Raw genomic sequence first — 16,136 nt, 5'->3', positions numbered from 1 at the left:
GAGTTTTCGTTTTGAAAGATTTTTGAACTATTACAGGGCGGCTTCCGTAGATTCAGCCGTTGCGCTGGCAGTCGGTTCCGAGGCCTTGTCTTCTGCGGGCTTTACGCGAGAAGTCGGGGCAACCGGTTCACGCACCACAGGTACGCAACGTTCCACAGGTTCACCGGCAGATTTCTTGTCTTCTTTTTCCAAGATTTCCTGCAACATTTCGGCCGCCTGTTCAAATTCGGCAGACTTTTCGCAAGACTTGGTAGAAAGAATCTTCTGCAGGTACTGCTTCTGCATGTTGATGTCGCATTCTTCGCCATAAAGGCCCGAAAGCTTGAACAATGCGGGGCAGGTCTTCTGGCCGTCGGGGAAGGCTTCCGACATGCGGGCAAAGACCTTTTTCGCCTTGTCAATCTGGTTGACATCAATCAAGCAAAGAGCCATCCAGTAAAGCGAATTCTCGGCGAGTTCGCCTTCTTTCATTTGTTCGTAAACCTGCTTGAAACCGCTGTAGGCCAGCTTGAATTCACCGCGGTGGTAATCGGAGCGGGCCGTATTGAACATCGCTTCGGCTTCCACGAGCTTTTCGGCTTCGCGTTCCAGGCTATCCATAGACACGGGCGCAGCAGGCGCTCCGCTCACGACCACCTTCTTCGCCAAGATCTTGTCGGACTTGCCGAGCAACATGTCCAGGCGGTAGATGATTTCTTCTTGCCTAGAATCGTTACGTTCGGATTCGTCGGCCACGCGACGCGAAAGCATGGTGATTTCGGCCTGCATGCGCTTTTGCGCAAGCGCAGCCGCATCCAGCTCAGCACGCAGAGAGTCGTTTTGAGCCTGAAGCTGAGCCGACACAGAATCAAGGTTGGCCTGAACTTCAGCGCCGACAGCCTTCATTTCCTGTGTACGGAGAACCGTCATCTGGCTACAACCCGTCAGGGCTGCGACCATAAGCAAGGGAAATACGATGTTCAATTTTTTGTTTTTCATATAACAGGTTCTTTTTAATTATCCGCAAAATTCCTCGCCTGCAACAACAGGCAAGACGATGACGAAATTTAAAGAATCTTATTCCTTGATGTTCACGCGGAAGTTGGCGCGACGGTTCTGGGAGTAGGCTTCTTCGGTTGCACCTTCAACCTTCGGAGCTTCCTTACCGTAGCTGACCGATTCCATGCGCTTGGCGTCAATGCCGTAAGCAACGAGGAATTCCTTCACCTTCATGGCACGCTTTGCACCGAGAGTGAAGTTGTAGTCTTCAGTACCGCGAGCGTCGGTGTGGCCTTCGATCGTAATCGTGAAGCGTTCTTCCTTGATCAGGAGTTCGCCCACCTGAGCCAAGAGTTCCTTAGCCTTTTCGGTGAGTTCAGAACGGTCAAAGTCAAAGTACACGTCTTCGCTCATGATCTGGTTGATCAAGGCTTCGAGACGGGCGCGTTCAGCTTCCAAGCGGGCGCGTTCGGCAGCCAGGCGTTCAGCTTCGAGGCGAGCCTGTTCAGCAGCCAGGGAATCTGCATTAGGTTCTGCAGCCGGAGCGACAGCGGCAGGAGCCGGAGCGGCTTCCGGTTCGGTCTGGGGCTGCTGTTTCTTGGCGCAAGCGACAAGGCAGAGGGCTGCGGCAGATGCCACTACAGCGAGTTTAACGAAGTTCTTCATTTTTTACCTTCCTTTTTTGGTTGTTTAAAATCGTCATAGAAGAAAGACCAAGTGGGCGAAGTGTTTTCACCGGAATTGGTGATTCGCGTAACGTTGGAGCCGTCTTTTCTCATAATGTAAATCTGGTACGAACCGCTACGGTTGCTAGCGAAGGCAATCAGCTTGCCATCGGGCGACCAAGTCGGGTGTTCGTTGTTACCGGCATTGCTCGTGAGCTGCACAATGTCAGAACCGTCGAGCGCGCAGGTGTAAATATTCATGTGACCCGCATCCATCGAGGTGTAGGCGATGCGGTCCCCTTCGGGCGACCAGGCGGCGCGTTCGTTATAGCGACCCATAAAAGTCACGCGGCGCAAATCGGAACCATCCTTGCCCATCGCAAAAATCTGCGGGCCACCGCCACGGTCACTCGTAAAGAGCACTTCCGAGGCATACGGGCTCCAGGCCGGACTCGTCTGGTTGGACTTGAGGTAAGCAAACTTTTTAGCCCTACCCGTAGAAGGATCACCGATATACAAATCCGTCTTGCCGTCCACCGTGCTCGAGAACAAGAGCTCACCGGTCTTCGGGTTCACAGCCGGGCTGTAAGTCTGTTCCAACTGCGGGAACACCGACTTTTCCACGCCACCAAAAGTCTTGGAATAAAGCTTCGGACGGTGCGTCTTGAAATTCACATAATAAAGACCGGCATTGCCCTTCATCCAAACAGGCATCATGCTAATAGTCGTGTCGCGGGTAATCTGGCTGCGATGGAATCCGTCATAGTCGGACACCACCACCTGCTTGACGCCGTCCATCTTGGACACGTAGGCAAGCTTGGTCGAGGCCACACCGCGTTCGCCCCAGAGGCGGTAAATCACCTGATCAAAGAACTGGTGCAAGGCACGGCGCATGTCCTTCTGTTCCACCGTGTAAGATTCACCGAGCATCACATCCTTGGTCTGCGAAGCATACAAGAAGCATTCCACCTTCAGCATCTTGCCGACAGGCGTTACCTTACCCGTAATGTAATGCTTGGCATGGGCCTTACTGAATTTCGGCAAGTCAAACTTGTCCGAAGAAATCACGTCGAAGCGGCCAGAAAGGTTTGCATCGCGAGTCACGATCAAGTGTGGTTTTTCTTCGATCCAGTCAATGGACTTCTTTTCTGCAAAGGGAACAACGCCAATGGGCATCGTCTTGAAGACAGAAATACCCACATCCACGGCAATCGTATCGATGGTCGCATGCGATGTCACCGGCAGCATGGCCAGTGCAAAGGCTGCAACGCTTACAAGAAATCTCATTTTTTCCATTCTAATCCACTCGTTTGTTCAATATAATACAATTTTTCGCTACCCCAGACCACAATCACCTTAATTCGGTGTGAAATTAAAGTGAAGCACCAGCGAGGGGGCTCTAAAATTGGGCGGAAGTTCCGGAACCTTCGAAATCTGCACAGCACGCACCGACAAGTGGTCCCAAGTTTTGTTACCGGAACTGCGCTTGAGGGTAATCGCCGTAATGCCACCAAAGCGGTCCACCGTAAACTGCACCGTGGTCTTTACGTCGCGACGCACGTTCAGGTTCGAGGGCGGATTGAAATTGCTCATGATAATTTGTTTTAAACGTTCCAAATAAACTTGCATCAGCGGGTCCATGTCTACAGACCCGACCGGGTTCAGGCTCGGGGCCTCCACCGATGTCGGCAGATCCAGGTCGTCTACTTCAAAATCATCCTGCGGTTCCGGTTCAGGTTCCGGCTGCGGTTCTTCCACCGGCTCCGGTTCGGGCGGTTTTTCTTCGACCTTGGGTTCGGGCGGCAGCTGCGGGTCAACCTTCGGTTTAGGTTCCGGCTTGGGCTTAGGCTCGAGCGGCTTGGGTTCAGGCGGTTTCGGTTCTACCGGCTTGGGGCGCGGCGGCTGCGGACGCGGTTGTACCGCCTGCTGCACCTGCACCATTTCAAACACCGGAATCGGTTCCTGTTCATGCTTGAAATTCACAAAATGGAAGGCAACACAAATACCGATCACCAGCAAATGGAACACCACCGCACAAACGATGATCTTCGTCGTCATTCCATCGTCTTGCGACGAGAAGTATTGGATGTTTCTTTCTTCGCTCACCTACTTCCCCGGTTTTTCCTTGGGATTCATCGTCAGGAATCCGAGCTTGGTCACCCCGAGCTTTTGCACCTGGGTCACCACTTTCATCACAAGGCCATAGTTCACCGACTCGTCGGCATTGATGACCACCGCCATCTCGCCGTTCCAGAGCGACTTGAACACGTTGTTGAAACTCGCGAAGTCGACCATCATGTCGGCAATGTAGAGTTCCTCGTTTTTGGTGATTGAAACCTTCAAGAGTTTCTCTTGTTCCATGGTCGGGGCTTCTGCCTTAGGCAGGTCCACCTTGACACCCTGGCTCATGAGAGGCGCAGAAATAATGAACACAATCAGAATCGCGAACACGATATCGATCATGTTCGTGAGGTTCATTTCCTGCTTAAGTTCTTTACCGCGACTGCGCTTCACAAAGCCTCCTAGCCAGCCACTTCTTCAAGGGCGAGCAAGTCTCCGCGCTTAAAGAGACTGAGCACCTGGGAGCCGAAGTTGAAGTACGAGATTTCGTTCTGACCGTTGCGGGCGGTAAAATAGTTGTATCCGGCAGAGGCGGGAATTGCGACCACAAGGCCTGCAACCGTGGTAATCAAAGCCATAGCGATACCCGGAGCGACCACGGTAAGGTCAGCCGAGCCATGCTGACCGATCTGGAAGAAGGCGACCATGATTCCCCACACCGTACCCAAAAGTCCGAAGAACGGGGCGAGGTTGGAGCACGTGGCCAAGAAGCCGAGGTAGCGGTCTTCAGTCAGGCGCAAGCCTTCGATCGAGCGCTGGATGGTATCTTCCAGGAGCGAGGCGCGGTGCTGGATGGAGTCGTAACTCACGAAGTTACTGAACTTGGAGGCTTCCTTGAGCACCTCGGAGGTAAGACTGCGGAGCGCACTGTCATCGGCGGTTTCGCAGAGGCCCTGCAATTCCACGAACTGGCGCACGTTAATGAATTCGCGGAAGAACACGACGTTTGCGCGCTGGTTCTTGCGATTCACGATGTACTTTACAATGATAATGCCCCACGAACCGAGCGACATGACCGCCAAGATGCCCAAAATCACGATTGTCGCGATGTCGGACTGCGAAAGCATTTGGAGTAAAGGTACCGAATTGTTCAAAATCACCTCCCGTTAGCCGGAAAAAGACTCGTATCTTGTTGTTTGACAACAATATAGCAAAAGACCACGGAAAAAATTCCGGGGTCCTAGGTAAAATTTGCAACAATATCGTAAGAAACAAAAGTTTACAAAAACAGGCCTACAGATCAAGCTCCGTCTGTAAACTCTTGGGGTGAAAGCTTTTACGATGTTCCGCAGTCATGCCGAGACGGCGGATTGCGTCAAGGTGAGCCTTGGTTCCGTAACCGGCATGCTTGTCAAAACCGTAGCCGGGGAACTTCTTTTCGAGGTCGTCCATGTAGCGGTCACGGAATACTTTTGCCAAAATCGAGGCTGCCGAGATGCTTGCAATGCGGCCATCGCCCTTGACCACGGGAATCTGCATTTCTTCGGGAATCCCGTGAATTTTGAGATTGCCGTCGACGGCGATGAGCAACGAGCCCTGGGCCTTGAGCGGCGAGCCGAGAACCTCGGCAAAGGAGCCTTTCTGGAATACCGGGATTTGAGGGGCGGATTCATGCAAGCCGGGCATGCCCAGGGCCTGCAGGGCGCGGCGCATGGCCAGAAAGTCCGCTTCCAGAATGTTCATGCGGTCAATTTCTTCGACCGAGGCGCTTGCCACGGCAAAGCAGGCACAGGCATCTTGCACATCCTGGTACATGGCTTCGCGCTTGGGGCGAGTGAGCTTCTTGGAGTCGTTGAGCGTCAGGAGCGCATCGGGCGCCTTCAGGACGGCTGCACACGCCACCACCGGGCCTGCCAGCGGGCCACGACCGACTTCGTCGATACCGACCACGATCGCGTTCTCCCCCGCTTGCGCGGCGAACTTGCGCATGGCGATTTCGCCATCGACAGGGGCTTCAATGCCTTCGAGAAATGCCGGAACCTTGAATTTCATGGGTTACAAGCCTAATTGAGCGGCGTAATCCTTAATCGTCTTCCAGTAGAGGGCGTGTTCCTGCACCAGCACGCGGGCTGCCAAGACCTCGGGAGTGTCGTCTGCGAGCACCGGAACCTTCGTCTGCGCCAAGATTCGGCCCTGGTCGATTTCTTCGCTGACCAAGTGAACCGTCGGGCCCGATTCCTTTTCGTGGGCAGCAACCACGGCCTCATGCACGTGAATTCCCCAGAAGCCCTTGCCGCCATACTTGGGCAAAAGCGAGGGGTGAATGTTCAGAATGCGATCCGGAAGCCTTTTGATGAGGCTTGCCGGCAAGGCCTTCATATAGCCCGCCAAAATCAACAAATCAATATCGTAGCGATCGATGACTTCTAAAAGAGCGGCTTCGTAAGCAGCCCTATCGGAATGCGTTTTGCCCGAAATATGGAAAACGGGAATCCCGTAAGATTCCGCGTGAGAAACAGCCCCGCAACCACCATTGTTGGTGATCAGGAACTTGCATTGGGCCTCGAGGTCGCCCTCGCCAATGCGGTCAATGATTGCTTTAAAGTTGCTTCCACCACCGGAAGCCATCACGCCTATTTTAAACATGGCGCCAAAGATAGAAAAATAATCTAGGATTGTTTGATGCTAGCAGATATTCATCAGGATCAATCCAACCGCCCAGAAGGCAAGCAGATAGTTCACGATGAAGTGCCAAAAGATGTGCGTCCTTTCAGAACTCGTCATAGCATGTCTCTTAACCATGCCCCCAATTTAGATATAACATAACTAAAATTAAAGAGACGGGAATCACACTGCGATTCCCGTCACAAACTTAAGAAAACCTTACAAAGATTACTTTGTTTTTTCTTCGATTTTCACGACCGGTTCGTCGAGCATGCGTTCGGCAATGACTTCCGGCGTTTCTTCAGCCACAGCGGCGTTGGATTCTTCCGGCATCCAAGGCTTGTCGAGGCTCTTTTCCCAAGACACCGTAGGAGCAGGCTGAGCTTCGTGCGAGGTATCCACAATCGGGAGGCCCAAGAGTTCGCGGGCACGGTTGAGGGCGGCATCGATGTTACCGAGGGCGTTTTCTTCGCCGAGCTGTTTGAGCACGCCGGCGCGAGTCAAGGCCACCACCGGCTGGGCATGCACGCCCGAGAGCAACAGCTGAGTGCCTTCGCGGTTGCAACGGTTGAGCAAGTCTTCGATCATCTGGATACCGGCGGCATCGATGCTAGACACGCTACGCATGCGCAGGATAAGGATCTTCGGCTTGTCCGAAATGCGAGCCATGGTATCCTTGAACTTGTCCACCGCACCAAAGAACAGAGAACCGGCCAGTTCGTAAACCACCACACCCTTCGGCACCTGACGGCTGAGGTCGTTGTGGGCGGCTTCTTCGTCATCTTCCTTGAGAGCTTCGGTCACCGTTTCCATTTCAGAAACATCGCTCATGCGCTTGATGAAGAGCACTGCAGCAAGGAGCACGCCGACTTCGATAGCGACCGTCAGGTCGATAATCACGGTCAGGAAGAAGGCCACGAGCATCACAATCACGTCGCTCTTGGGAGCCTTGAACATCTTGATAAAGCTGCGGTAGCCGCACATGTTGAATGCCACCTGGAAAAGCACAGCGGCAAGGGCTGCCATCGGGATCATTTCGGCATACTTACCAAGCACCAGCATAATGAGGAGCAAGACAATCGCATGCACCAAGCCAGAAATCGGGCTCACGGCACCATTACGAATGTTCGTTGCCGTACGGGCAATAGCACCCGTAGCCGGAATACCGCCAAACATCGGAGACAGCACATTGGCAACGCCCTGACCGAAAAGTTCGGTATTGGAACGGTGCTTGGTCGAGGTCATACCGTCGGCCACCACGGCAGACAAAAGGGATTCAATAGCACCGAGAATGGCAATCGTCAAAGCCGGCTGGAACACCTTCTGCATCATTTCGAGGCTAATGTTCGGCAAATGCGGAACCGGGAAACCGCTCGGAATATGGTTTTTCATGCCAATGGTCACCACGCCGTGGCCCGTAATCGGATCATCCCAGCCCAAGACCTTCACCAGCACGGTAGCCACGATAATGGCAATCAGGGAACCCGGAACCTTCGTGGTAATCTTCGGCCACAGAATGCAAACGGCCAGAGCCACAAGGCCCACAATCACAGCATAAATATTAATAGTATCCAAAGAAGAAGCGTAAAGCTTGATTTTGCCCACGGCATCGGCCGGGTCCTTGGAAAGGAAACGCAGACCGAAGAAGTTCGGCACCTGACCAAGAGCAATAATAATAGCGATACCGGCGGTAAAGCCCACAGTAACCGGATACGGAATAAACTTGATGATAGCGCCAAATTTGGCTAAACCGAAGATAATCAGCAAGATACCGGCCAAAAGAGTGGCCGAGGCAAGGCCATCGTAACCGTACTGGCTCACGATGCCGTAAACAATCACAATGAAGGCGCCCGTCGGGCCGCCTATCTGGAAGCGGGAACCGCCCAACAGCGAAATGGTAAAGCCAGCGATAATGGCCGTGTAAAGACCTTGTTCAGGCCCCACGCCCGAAGCGATAGCAAACGCAATGGCAAGCGGAAGCGCCAGAATGCCCACAATCAGGCCCGACATGAGGTCGCTTACGAAGTTCTTCTTGTCGTAGCCCCTGCGAATCGTGCGGAACAATTCAGGAGTAACGGTCGTCTTGACTCCAGCAAGGAAATTCTTGACGGAATCTTTGGCGTGAATATTGGACATGGGGGTTCTCCAATCTTAGGAACGCGGCCAAATTTAGGAAAATTTACACCCTTTGTTAAGGGTAAAAAAAAGCAACCAAATAATTTTCTATCTTTACGCCCGAAAATTCAACCTATAACCCCAAGAGACTATGCTTTTCAATTTCGACATGATCCAGGGCGTGTATGCCCGCATTCCTGCCCGCGTTGAAGCTGCCCGCAAGCAGCTGGGCCGTCCGCTCACCCTCGCCGAAAAGATTATCTACAGCCACCTGATCGATGGCGCCGAGAACAGGACTTACGAACGCGGCAAGGATTTTGCCGAATTTCACCCTGACCGCGTGGCCATGCAGGACGCAACCGCCCAGATGGCCCTTTTGCAGTTCACCACCGCCGGTAAGGCCCGCGTGGCAGTGCCCAGCTCCGTGCACTGCGACCACCTGATTATCGCCCGCGAAGGTGTCGAAAAGGACTTGCCCCGCGCCAAAGAAGAAAGCAAGGAAGTTTACGATTTCCTCCAGTCCGTGTCTGCCAAGTACGGCATTGACTGCTGGCTCCCGGGTGCAGGCATCATCCACCAGGTGGTGCTCGAAAACTACGCCTTCCCGGGCGGAATGATGATCGGTACCGACTCCCACACGGTGAACGCCGGCGGTCTCGGCATGCTCGCGATCGGCGTGGGCGGTGCAGACGCCGTGGACGCCATGGTCGGCCTCCCCTGGGAACTCAAGTACCCGAAGATGATCGGCGTGAAGCTCACCGGCAAGCTCCAGGGCTTCGCTACCGCCAAGGACATCATCCTCAAGCTCGCAGGCATCCTCACCGTTAAGGGTGGCACCAACGCCATTATCGAATACTTCGGCGAAGGCGCACGCAGCCTCTCCGCCACCGGCAAGGCAACGATTGCCAACATGGGTGCCGAAGTGGGCGCTACCTGCTCCACCTTCAGCTACGACGATTCCATGAGCCGCTACCTCAAGGTGACCGGCCGCGCCGACGTTGCCGCCGCCGCCGACAAGATTGCAGAACACCTCAAGGCCGACCCCGAAGTCGAAGCCAACCCGGAAAAGTACTTTGACCGCGTCGTCGAAATCGACTTGAACACGCTCGTGCCGCACTTCAACGGCCCGTTCAGCCCGGACCGCGCCTACGCCGTGACCGACATGGCCGAAAGCCTCAAGGCCACCGAAACCAAGCCGGAATCTACGCCGATCGTAAGCGCCGCCCTCATCGGTAGCTGCACGAACTCCAGCTACGAAGACCTCTTCATGGCCGCGAACATGATCAAGCAGGCTCTCGCTAAGGGTCTTTCCCCGAAGTGCCCGCTTCTCATCAACCCGGGTTCCGAACAGGTGCGCTACACCGCCGAACGCGACGGTCTCATCGACCTGTTCAAGCAGTTCGGTGCAACCATCATGACGAACGCCTGCGGTCCTTGCATTGGCCGCTGGGACCGTGCCGGCGCCGACAAGAAGGAACTCAACACCATCGTTCACAGCTTTAACCGCAACTTCGCAAAGCGCGCCGACGGCAACCCGAACACGCATGCATTCGTCGCCTCCCCGCTCATGGCCGTGATTGCAGCCCTCAGCGGCGACATCCGCTTCAACCCGATGACCGACACCCTCGTGAACAACGAAGGTAAAGCAGTCAAGCTCGACCCGCCGGAACAGTGCGAACTCCCGCCGAAGGGCTTCGAAGTCAAGGATGCCGGCTACCAGGCTCCTGCGGTCGACGGTTCCAAGATTACCGTTTCCATCAACCCTGAAAGCAAGCGTTTGCAGGCTCTCGCCCCGTTCGCGGCTTGGGACGGCAAGGACATCGCCGGGGCCCCGCTCCTCATCAAGGCCAAGGGCAAGTGCACCACCGACCATATCTCCATGGCCGGTCCGTGGCTCAACTACCGCGGTCACCTCGAAAACATTTCGAACAACATGCTCATCGGCGCCGTGAACGCCTTCAACGGCGAAACGAACAAGGTCCTCTGCCAGTGCGGTGAATACAAGGAAGTCCCGGAACTCGCCAAGATTTACAAGGCCAAGGGCACGGGCTCCATCGTGATCGGTGACGAAAACTACGGCGAAGGCTCTAGCCGCGAACACGCCGCCATGGAACCGCGCTTCCTCGGCGTGAAGGCCGTGATCGTGAAGAGCTTCGCCCGCATTCACGAGACGAACCTCAAGAAGCAGGGCATGCTCGCCCTCACCTTCAAGAACGCCGCCGACTACGACAAGATCCAGGAACAGGACGTATTCGACATCGTCGGTCTCACCAAGTTCGCTCCGGGTTCCGAGTTCACGCTCGTCGCCCACCACAAGGATGGCTCGGTCGATAATATCGCCCTCAGCCACACCTACAACGAACAGCAGTGGGCATGGTTCAAGGCTGGCTCCGCCCTCAACTTGATCCGCGCGAACAACAAGTAAGGTCCAAACCTGGCGGAGCTACCCACAAAAGCGGAAAATCTGTTCATTTTTTGAAAATAAGACAAAAACGTGACACTTTTTTCGCTTTTGATTATATATATTGAGGGTATAGCACCGTCGGGTGCCAAAAGATTTTATTTATTAAAAGGATAATTATGCTTTCTTACGCTGAAGCCTACAAAATTGCAGCCGACGTCCACAAGAACCAGATGGACAAGGCCGGCGGCCCCTACATTGATTTTCTGCAGAACGTCGCAGACTACCTCAAGAACAAGGGTGAATCCGAAGAGGTTCAAACGCTCGCCATTTTGCAGGACTTGATTACCGATACCACCAAGAAAACCCCTGAAGAAGTGATCGCTATGGGCGTTCCGGCCGACATGGTCGAAAAGATCCAGAAGATGACTTACCACAAGAACCAGGGCTGGATCGACGAATACAGCTGCAAGCTGATGGCCGAAGGTGTCCCCGCCGAAGAAGCGAACTACGAAGCCCGCGAAAAGGAATTCGTGAAGTTCATGGGCACCCTCAAGGACGATCCGCTGATGGCCAAGGCCAAGAGCGCCATTCTGAACGTGCTTTTGGAAGACAAGTACATCAAGCGTCAGGAACGCCGCGAACTCAAGACCAAATTCCGCCTCAAGAAGTACCAGGCAGCAATCGAAGCGCTCGGCGTGTAGTTCTATTCAGAATTCTGAGACAATTTTTATGGCAGACGAAAGTCTGCCTTTTTCTTTTTGCGTTCTATCGCACTCCCTTTGCAGTTCGTCATAAGAGCTTTACCTCACATCAAAAAACACTAGCCGAAAAAGCCGTATTTTGCTATTTTTACGCGCGTAATTTAAGAGTTCCCGTAAACCATGCGGGGCAAAACCAAAAGGAACACAACCATGGCAAATAAAGTCTATAACTTTAGCGCAGGACCGTCTGTCCTGCCCGAACAGGCACTCAAGGAAGCATCTGCTGCATGCATCGACTTCGAAAACAGCGGCATCAGCATTCTCTCCATGAGTCACCGTTCGAAGCCGATTGAAAACATGTTCGCCCAGACGGAACAGTACCTCCGTGAATTGATGGGCATCCCTGAAGACTACGACATCGTTTTCCTCGGTGGTGGTTGCTCCCTTCTGTTCTGCATGCTCCCGATGAACTTCCTTGACCAGGACGCTACGGCAGACTACGCTCTGACTGGCGTTTGGGCAAACAAGGCCTACAAGGAAGCTAAGCAGTTCGGTAACGCTCTCGCCGCTTGCGACACCAAGTCCGAAACTTACAGCCGCATCGACAAGAACCTGAAGCTTTCCGACAACGCCACGTACCTCCACGTGACTGCCAACAACACCATCTACGGTACCGAATGGCACAACTTCCCGAAGCCGAAGTCTGGCTTCCTCATGGCTGACGTGAGCTCCGACTTCCTCGCCCGCAAGATCAACGTGTCCGACTTCGGCGTTGTGTACGGCGGCGCCCAGAAGAACATCAGCTGCGCAGGCGTGACTGTTACCATCATCAAGAAGGGCCTCCTCGGCAAGGTGAACCGCACCATCCCGACCATGCTCAACTTCCAGACCCACATTGACGCTGCCAACATGTTCAACACTCCTCCGGTATTCGCCGTGTACGTGATGAACCGCACCCTCAAGTGGCTCAAGGAATTCGGTGGCGTGGACGCAATCGAAAAGGTGAACCGCTCCAAGGCCGCTCTCCTTTACAGCGCCCTCGACAATTCCAAGGTGTTCGTCGGTACCGCTGCCAAGGAAGACCGCTCCATCATGAACGTTCCGTTCGTGTTCAACAAGGACGTGGTTGCCGCTGACAAGGCTGACGATCTCGCTAAGGAATTCCTCGAATTCGCAAAGGCTCGCGGTCTGCAGCAGCTCAAGGGTCACCGCTCTGTGGGTGGCTTCCGTGCTTCCATTTACAACGCTATGCCGGTCGAAGGCGTGCAGGCTCTCGTTGACTGCCTCGGCGACTTCGAAAAGAAGGTGTTGGGTTAAAAGACAAGGGAGGGCACAGCCCTCCCTAATACCCTCCCGACACAAAATAACCCGCTTTGCTTTTCAGCTAGCGGGTTATTTTTGTGGGCATACGCCGTTGGCGTATGCAAAATAATTTCATTTAGTCTTCGCTCTTCTTGAACTTGTTCACCACGTCGGGCACGATGTCCATGACCTTGGAAACAAGCGAACTGTCCTTGCTAATGGGCATCACGCGCACGTCGTCGCCCTTGATCACGAGGAAGGCGACCGGTTCCACCGAGGCGCCACCGCCAGAGGCAGAAGTATCACCCTTGGACTGGTGACCGCCAAAACCGAAGCCCACCGACACGCGGCTCACGGGAACAACGGTAGATTCACCGGCCTGAATGGGGTTACCGATAACCGTTTCTGCCTTAGTGATGAAACGGAGCTTTTCCAAAAGAGTTTCTGCAAGTTTTTCAATAGCCATGGCTTTAATATAACAAATAAAAGTTAAAAGCGCGCCTCAAAAATGCGGTCGCTGGCGGTAAAGAACGTGCGTTCCAAGTCCGGCCAAGACATATAGCCCCAGACAACGGCGACTCGCCCACCGGACAAGCGGCTCGCAATTCCGTTAGAGCCCTCGCCCGCTTCAAAGTAAACGCAGTCATTAGCCGGAACAATTTCACTCGGAGTCACATGCTTAAGGCCCAAAGTCCAAGTCTTAAACGCATCGGATTCCACCTGGTCCCAGCTGCGGGCCACATTCCAGCGCAAGTTGCCGTCGCGGTAGCTTTGCACCAGCACCGGGAAGGTCGACTTGACGCCCAAGAAGAATCGCGTCTCAATCGAGGCTCGGCCTTGTTCGCGGTGTTCAAAAGGCAAGCTCAAGAAGGCCTGCGGGAATCCGCCATGGTAGCCCGGGAACTTGCGCACGTAATTTTCAAGGTCGGCACGCTCGTAACGGCGGTAGCAGTCGTGCCTAAAGATAAAGATGCGCTTGTCGGCGCGAAAGCTCTGTTCCAAGAAGTTACCCCTCAAAATCGGGATGCTCCCCTGGAAGTGTCCGCTGTTCATGTAATAATCGAGGGCGTACACGTCGCTTTCGAATTCAAGCACAGTCACGCCGAGCGTGTCACCGAGCATGATAGCATAGCGGTAATCGTAACGGCGTTCCAGCGAAGGAATTTCGGCATTCTTCGAAGAATCAGCCTTGAACGACGCAGGCCTCAAATATTTATACTGGATTGAGGAATAATCGATCGGTTTTTCCACTTTCTTTTGACAGCCCGCCACAAGCGCGACAACGCTTGCAACCAGAGCCATCTTAAAGAATCGAGAAGAAAAACGCATAGCCTAAATTTAGTTAATAGTTGGTAGAACTTAGTTGGTAGAGCTTAGAAATTTCTACTCTGCAAAACTGCAATATTCCCGCAGGGGGCATTTGCGGCAATGGTCCGTAGAAAGCCGGCAAATAAAGCCGTCGGTTCCGTCTTCCAAGTAGAACTGCAGGCTGTGCGCGGCCACGTAGGCGGTCAAGGCGTCGACCTTCGACTTTTTCACCTCGGCATTTTCGGACTGTTCCATCAAATGCTGCACAAGCGCCACATACATGTCGGTCGCAAGCTTTTGCTTTTGAGCGGGCTCCAAGTCCGCAAAGCCGTCGCTTGCAGGCCCTAGAATCGAGAGGTAGCGGCGAGCGCCCATGGTCAGCGGCAGGGGCGGCCACTTAGGCGAAGGCGCACAGTCCAGCGAAAGCCCTACCGGAGCGGGCGCGAGCAAGCGGTAAATCGCGGCGCAAACTTTCGGGCGCGGGTTTCCCTTGCCCATAAAATAAATCTCGCCTAAATCGCGCCAGATTTCTTCGGGCGTGCGGGACTTAAGCCATTCCTGCAAATTCCCGTGCCGGCGAATAAACAGCCCGACACTCCAGAAAATCCCCGCCACATTTTCAAACAAACTCCAGGTGCGACAACCGAATGCTGATTCTACGCATGATTCAATATCCTGTGCCTTCGGCACCGGCAACGTCCAGAGCTTTTCTCCAGGGAATTTTTCGTTGAGCGCCCGCAAAAGCCCCACAAATTCCGGGTAACTGACATCTTGAAAAAGCGCCGTTCCTAAAAGCGTCCACGCGATGCGTTCGTTTGCGCCCTTTTCTTGCTTTGCAACCGTAAGAACCGGGTCGTCGATTCGAGCAAACAATCGCACGAATTCCGCCGTCGCCTTGAACAACGCGGGCTCATCGTGAATAAATCGCTCGACCGAAACCATCGGCAAAACCTAAAATATTAGAGGGCCTCGCCCACCTTCACGGCAGTTCCTACGCGGCTCTGGAAGAGTCCCGGATTTCTTTCGCGAATCTTCTTGTCGACCACGAGAATTACGGTGCTGCCCATTTCGAAGCGACCCAGTTCGCCGCCCTTTTCCACGGTGATTTTCTGGGCGGGTTTCCAGTCGTAACGCTTGCAGTTGCGCGGAAGCTTGCCCGCATTCACCAAGAGTTCGTCCGTGTAGGCAACCCCGATACGCCCCACGTTCGTGGCTCCGACCTTGACCACCAGCATTTCGGAACCGTCGTCCAAGCGCAAGTGGCTCGTAAGGCGTTCGTTAATGCAGAACAGGCCTTCTACGCGTTCCACGCTACCCACATTCACCGGCCAGAGCGTACCCGGGCAGTAGCTGGCCTCAATCACTTCGGCCTTTGCCGGGCTATGAATGCGATGGTAGTTGAACGGAGCAAGGTAAATCGTTGCGAAGGCGCCACCTTCAAAGCGGGCAGCCATTTCTTCGTCGCGGAGCAGGTCCTTGAGCGTATAGGTCTTGCCCTTGGCCTGAATCAGTTCTTGCTTTTCGTCAAAAGTTGCCGTCTGCGAAAGCACGCCATCCACCGGCGACACGATTTCGGAATCAGCAATCGGGCGCATTCCCGGCTTGAGTCTACGGATAAAAAGTTCGCCGATGTTAGCGTAATGATCAATCGGGAATTCCGATTCTTCCATATTCAGTTTGTAGTAACTCGCAAAAGCATTGCGCATCGCCTTCGAAATCACGGGCAACTTGAGGCGAGTCAAAGCACCGAAGGCACGGCTAGCGGCATTCTTCGGCAACAACTTCATAAAGACGTAAAAAGCGGTATTCATATGGCCAAAGATAGAAATTTAACCTGATATTCCCGAATCCACCACCTAGACCCATGCTCGCATCGCTACAATTGAGCATATGTAAAAAAGACTTTTTACTGCACGCTTGCGCACTACCATTATTTTT

At 53.9% G+C, this 16,136-nt stretch carries 16 protein-coding genes; 3 read left to right on the top strand and 13 right to left on the bottom strand.

The annotated features are described in order from the left end of the window. Positions 1 to 30: 30 nt before the first annotated feature. From B7989_RS06345 to B7989_RS06305, 9 genes are all read right to left on the bottom strand, one after another. On the bottom strand, positions 31 to 978 hold the full coding sequence (locus tag B7989_RS06345; RefSeq protein ID WP_144264983.1) for a tol-pal system YbgF family protein: 948 nt from the start codon (positions 976 to 978) through the stop codon (positions 31 to 33). Positions 979 to 1,056: 78 nt separating this feature from the next. Continuing rightward, complete coding sequence (locus tag B7989_RS06340) at positions 1,057 to 1,644, bottom strand: OmpA family protein (protein WP_088627719.1); 588 nt, start codon at positions 1,642 to 1,644, stop codon at positions 1,057 to 1,059. Further along, positions 1,641 to 2,930 carry a translocation protein TolB gene (locus B7989_RS06335; protein WP_233144279.1) on the bottom strand — a complete coding sequence of 430 codons (1,290 nt, stop codon included), beginning with the start codon at positions 2,928 to 2,930 and terminating at the stop codon, positions 1,641 to 1,643. The genes B7989_RS06340 and B7989_RS06335 overlap by 4 nt, the downstream gene beginning before the upstream one ends. A gap of 69 nt (positions 2,931 to 2,999) precedes the next feature. Next, a complete protein-coding gene (locus tag B7989_RS06330) occupies positions 3,000 to 3,749 on the bottom strand; it encodes an energy transducer TonB (RefSeq protein WP_233144278.1) in 750 nt (249 codons plus the stop codon). Further along, positions 3,750 to 4,157 carry a biopolymer transporter ExbD gene (locus tag B7989_RS06325; RefSeq protein WP_088627717.1) on the bottom strand — a complete coding sequence of 136 codons (408 nt, stop codon included), beginning with the start codon at positions 4,155 to 4,157 and terminating at the stop codon, positions 3,750 to 3,752. It abuts the gene before it with no gap. 8 nt (positions 4,158 to 4,165) lie between these two features. Then, positions 4,166 to 4,831 (bottom strand): MotA/TolQ/ExbB proton channel family protein, encoded by a 666-nt coding sequence (locus B7989_RS06320; protein ID WP_088627716.1) that lies wholly within the window; start codon positions 4,829 to 4,831, stop codon positions 4,166 to 4,168. 166 nt (positions 4,832 to 4,997) lie between these two features. Then, positions 4,998 to 5,756: a ribonuclease HII gene (locus B7989_RS06315; protein ID WP_088627715.1), complete on the bottom strand. Its 759-nt coding sequence runs from the start codon at positions 5,754 to 5,756 to the stop codon at positions 4,998 to 5,000. A gap of 3 nt (positions 5,757 to 5,759) precedes the next feature. Further along, positions 5,760 to 6,350, bottom strand: a complete 591-nt coding sequence (gene purN, locus B7989_RS06310; RefSeq protein ID WP_088627714.1) for a phosphoribosylglycinamide formyltransferase — start codon at positions 6,348 to 6,350, stop codon at positions 5,760 to 5,762. 246 nt (positions 6,351 to 6,596) lie between these two features. Continuing rightward, complete coding sequence (locus B7989_RS06305; RefSeq protein ID WP_088627713.1) at positions 6,597 to 8,504, bottom strand: SulP family inorganic anion transporter; 1,908 nt, start codon at positions 8,502 to 8,504, stop codon at positions 6,597 to 6,599. 130 nt (positions 8,505 to 8,634) lie between these two features. Here B7989_RS06305 and B7989_RS06300 point away from each other — a divergent pair, with 130 nt between their 5' ends. The 3 genes from B7989_RS06300 (at position 8,635) to serC (ending at position 12,905) form a co-directional block, all read left to right on the top strand. Next, positions 8,635 to 10,908, top strand: a complete 2,274-nt coding sequence (locus B7989_RS06300; RefSeq protein ID WP_088627712.1) for an aconitate hydratase — start codon at positions 8,635 to 8,637, stop codon at positions 10,906 to 10,908. Between the two features lie 155 nt (positions 10,909 to 11,063). After that, positions 11,064 to 11,588 carry a hypothetical protein gene (locus B7989_RS06295; protein ID WP_088627711.1) on the top strand — a complete coding sequence of 175 codons (525 nt, stop codon included), beginning with the start codon at positions 11,064 to 11,066 and terminating at the stop codon, positions 11,586 to 11,588. Between the two features lie 210 nt (positions 11,589 to 11,798). Further along, complete coding sequence (gene serC, locus B7989_RS06290) at positions 11,799 to 12,905, top strand: 3-phosphoserine/phosphohydroxythreonine transaminase (protein WP_072978302.1); 1,107 nt, start codon at positions 11,799 to 11,801, stop codon at positions 12,903 to 12,905. Between the two features lie 121 nt (positions 12,906 to 13,026). Here the strand turns inward: serC and B7989_RS06285 are convergent, their stop codons facing one another. The 4 genes from B7989_RS06285 to asd are packed head-to-tail and all read right to left on the bottom strand — an operon-like array spanning position 13,027 to position 16,009. Beyond that, a complete protein-coding gene (locus tag B7989_RS06285; RefSeq protein WP_073055726.1) occupies positions 13,027 to 13,356 on the bottom strand; it encodes a GerW family sporulation protein in 330 nt (109 codons plus the stop codon). 23 nt (positions 13,357 to 13,379) lie between these two features. Continuing rightward, complete coding sequence (locus B7989_RS06280) at positions 13,380 to 14,219, bottom strand: hypothetical protein (protein ID WP_088627710.1); 840 nt, start codon at positions 14,217 to 14,219, stop codon at positions 13,380 to 13,382. A 54-nt stretch (positions 14,220 to 14,273) separates the two neighbouring features. Next, on the bottom strand, positions 14,274 to 15,140 hold the full coding sequence (locus B7989_RS06275) for a hypothetical protein (protein ID WP_088627709.1): 867 nt from the start codon (positions 15,138 to 15,140) through the stop codon (positions 14,274 to 14,276). Between the two features lie 17 nt (positions 15,141 to 15,157). Then, complete coding sequence (gene asd, locus B7989_RS06270) at positions 15,158 to 16,009, bottom strand: archaetidylserine decarboxylase (RefSeq protein ID WP_088627708.1); 852 nt, start codon at positions 16,007 to 16,009, stop codon at positions 15,158 to 15,160. Between the last annotated feature and the right edge of the window lie 127 nt (positions 16,010 to 16,136).

The sequence above is a fragment of the Fibrobacter sp. UWB5 genome, from assembly GCF_002210295.1.
Classification (GTDB): domain Bacteria; phylum Fibrobacterota; class Fibrobacteria; order Fibrobacterales; family Fibrobacteraceae; genus Fibrobacter.
This window is presented reverse-complemented; position numbering and strand designations above follow the sequence as displayed.

Bases quoted from the DNA above. Each gene is read 5' to 3' on its own strand.
- B7989_RS06345 (WP_144264983.1), bottom strand. From the start codon at position 978: ATGAAAAACAAAAAATTGAACATCGTATTTCCCTTGCTTATGGTCGCA.
- B7989_RS06340 (WP_088627719.1), bottom strand. From the start codon at position 1,644: ATGAAGAACTTCGTTAAACTCGCTGTAGTGGCATCTGCCGCAGCCCTC.
- B7989_RS06335 (WP_233144279.1), bottom strand. From the start codon at position 2,930: ATGAGATTTCTTGTAAGCGTTGCAGCCTTTGCACTGGCCATGCTGCCG.
- B7989_RS06320 (WP_088627716.1), bottom strand. From the start codon at position 4,831: ATGCTTTCGCAGTCCGACATCGCGACAATCGTGATTTTGGGCATCTTG.
- B7989_RS06315 (WP_088627715.1), bottom strand. From the start codon at position 5,756: ATGAAATTCAAGGTTCCGGCATTTCTCGAAGGCATTGAAGCCCCTGTC.
- purN (WP_088627714.1), bottom strand. From the start codon at position 6,350: ATGTTTAAAATAGGCGTGATGGCTTCCGGTGGTGGAAGCAACTTTAAA.
- B7989_RS06305 (WP_088627713.1), bottom strand. From the start codon at position 8,504: ATGTCCAATATTCACGCCAAAGATTCCGTCAAGAATTTCCTTGCTGGA.
- B7989_RS06300 (WP_088627712.1), top strand. From the start codon at position 8,635: ATGCTTTTCAATTTCGACATGATCCAGGGCGTGTATGCCCGCATTCCT.
- B7989_RS06295 (WP_088627711.1), top strand. From the start codon at position 11,064: ATGCTTTCTTACGCTGAAGCCTACAAAATTGCAGCCGACGTCCACAAG.
- serC (WP_072978302.1), top strand. From the start codon at position 11,799: ATGGCAAATAAAGTCTATAACTTTAGCGCAGGACCGTCTGTCCTGCCC.
- B7989_RS06285 (WP_073055726.1), bottom strand. From the start codon at position 13,356: ATGGCTATTGAAAAACTTGCAGAAACTCTTTTGGAAAAGCTCCGTTTC.
- B7989_RS06280 (WP_088627710.1), bottom strand. From the start codon at position 14,219: ATGCGTTTTTCTTCTCGATTCTTTAAGATGGCTCTGGTTGCAAGCGTT.
- B7989_RS06275 (WP_088627709.1), bottom strand. From the start codon at position 15,140: ATGGTTTCGGTCGAGCGATTTATTCACGATGAGCCCGCGTTGTTCAAG.
- asd (WP_088627708.1), bottom strand. From the start codon at position 16,009: ATGAATACCGCTTTTTACGTCTTTATGAAGTTGTTGCCGAAGAATGCC.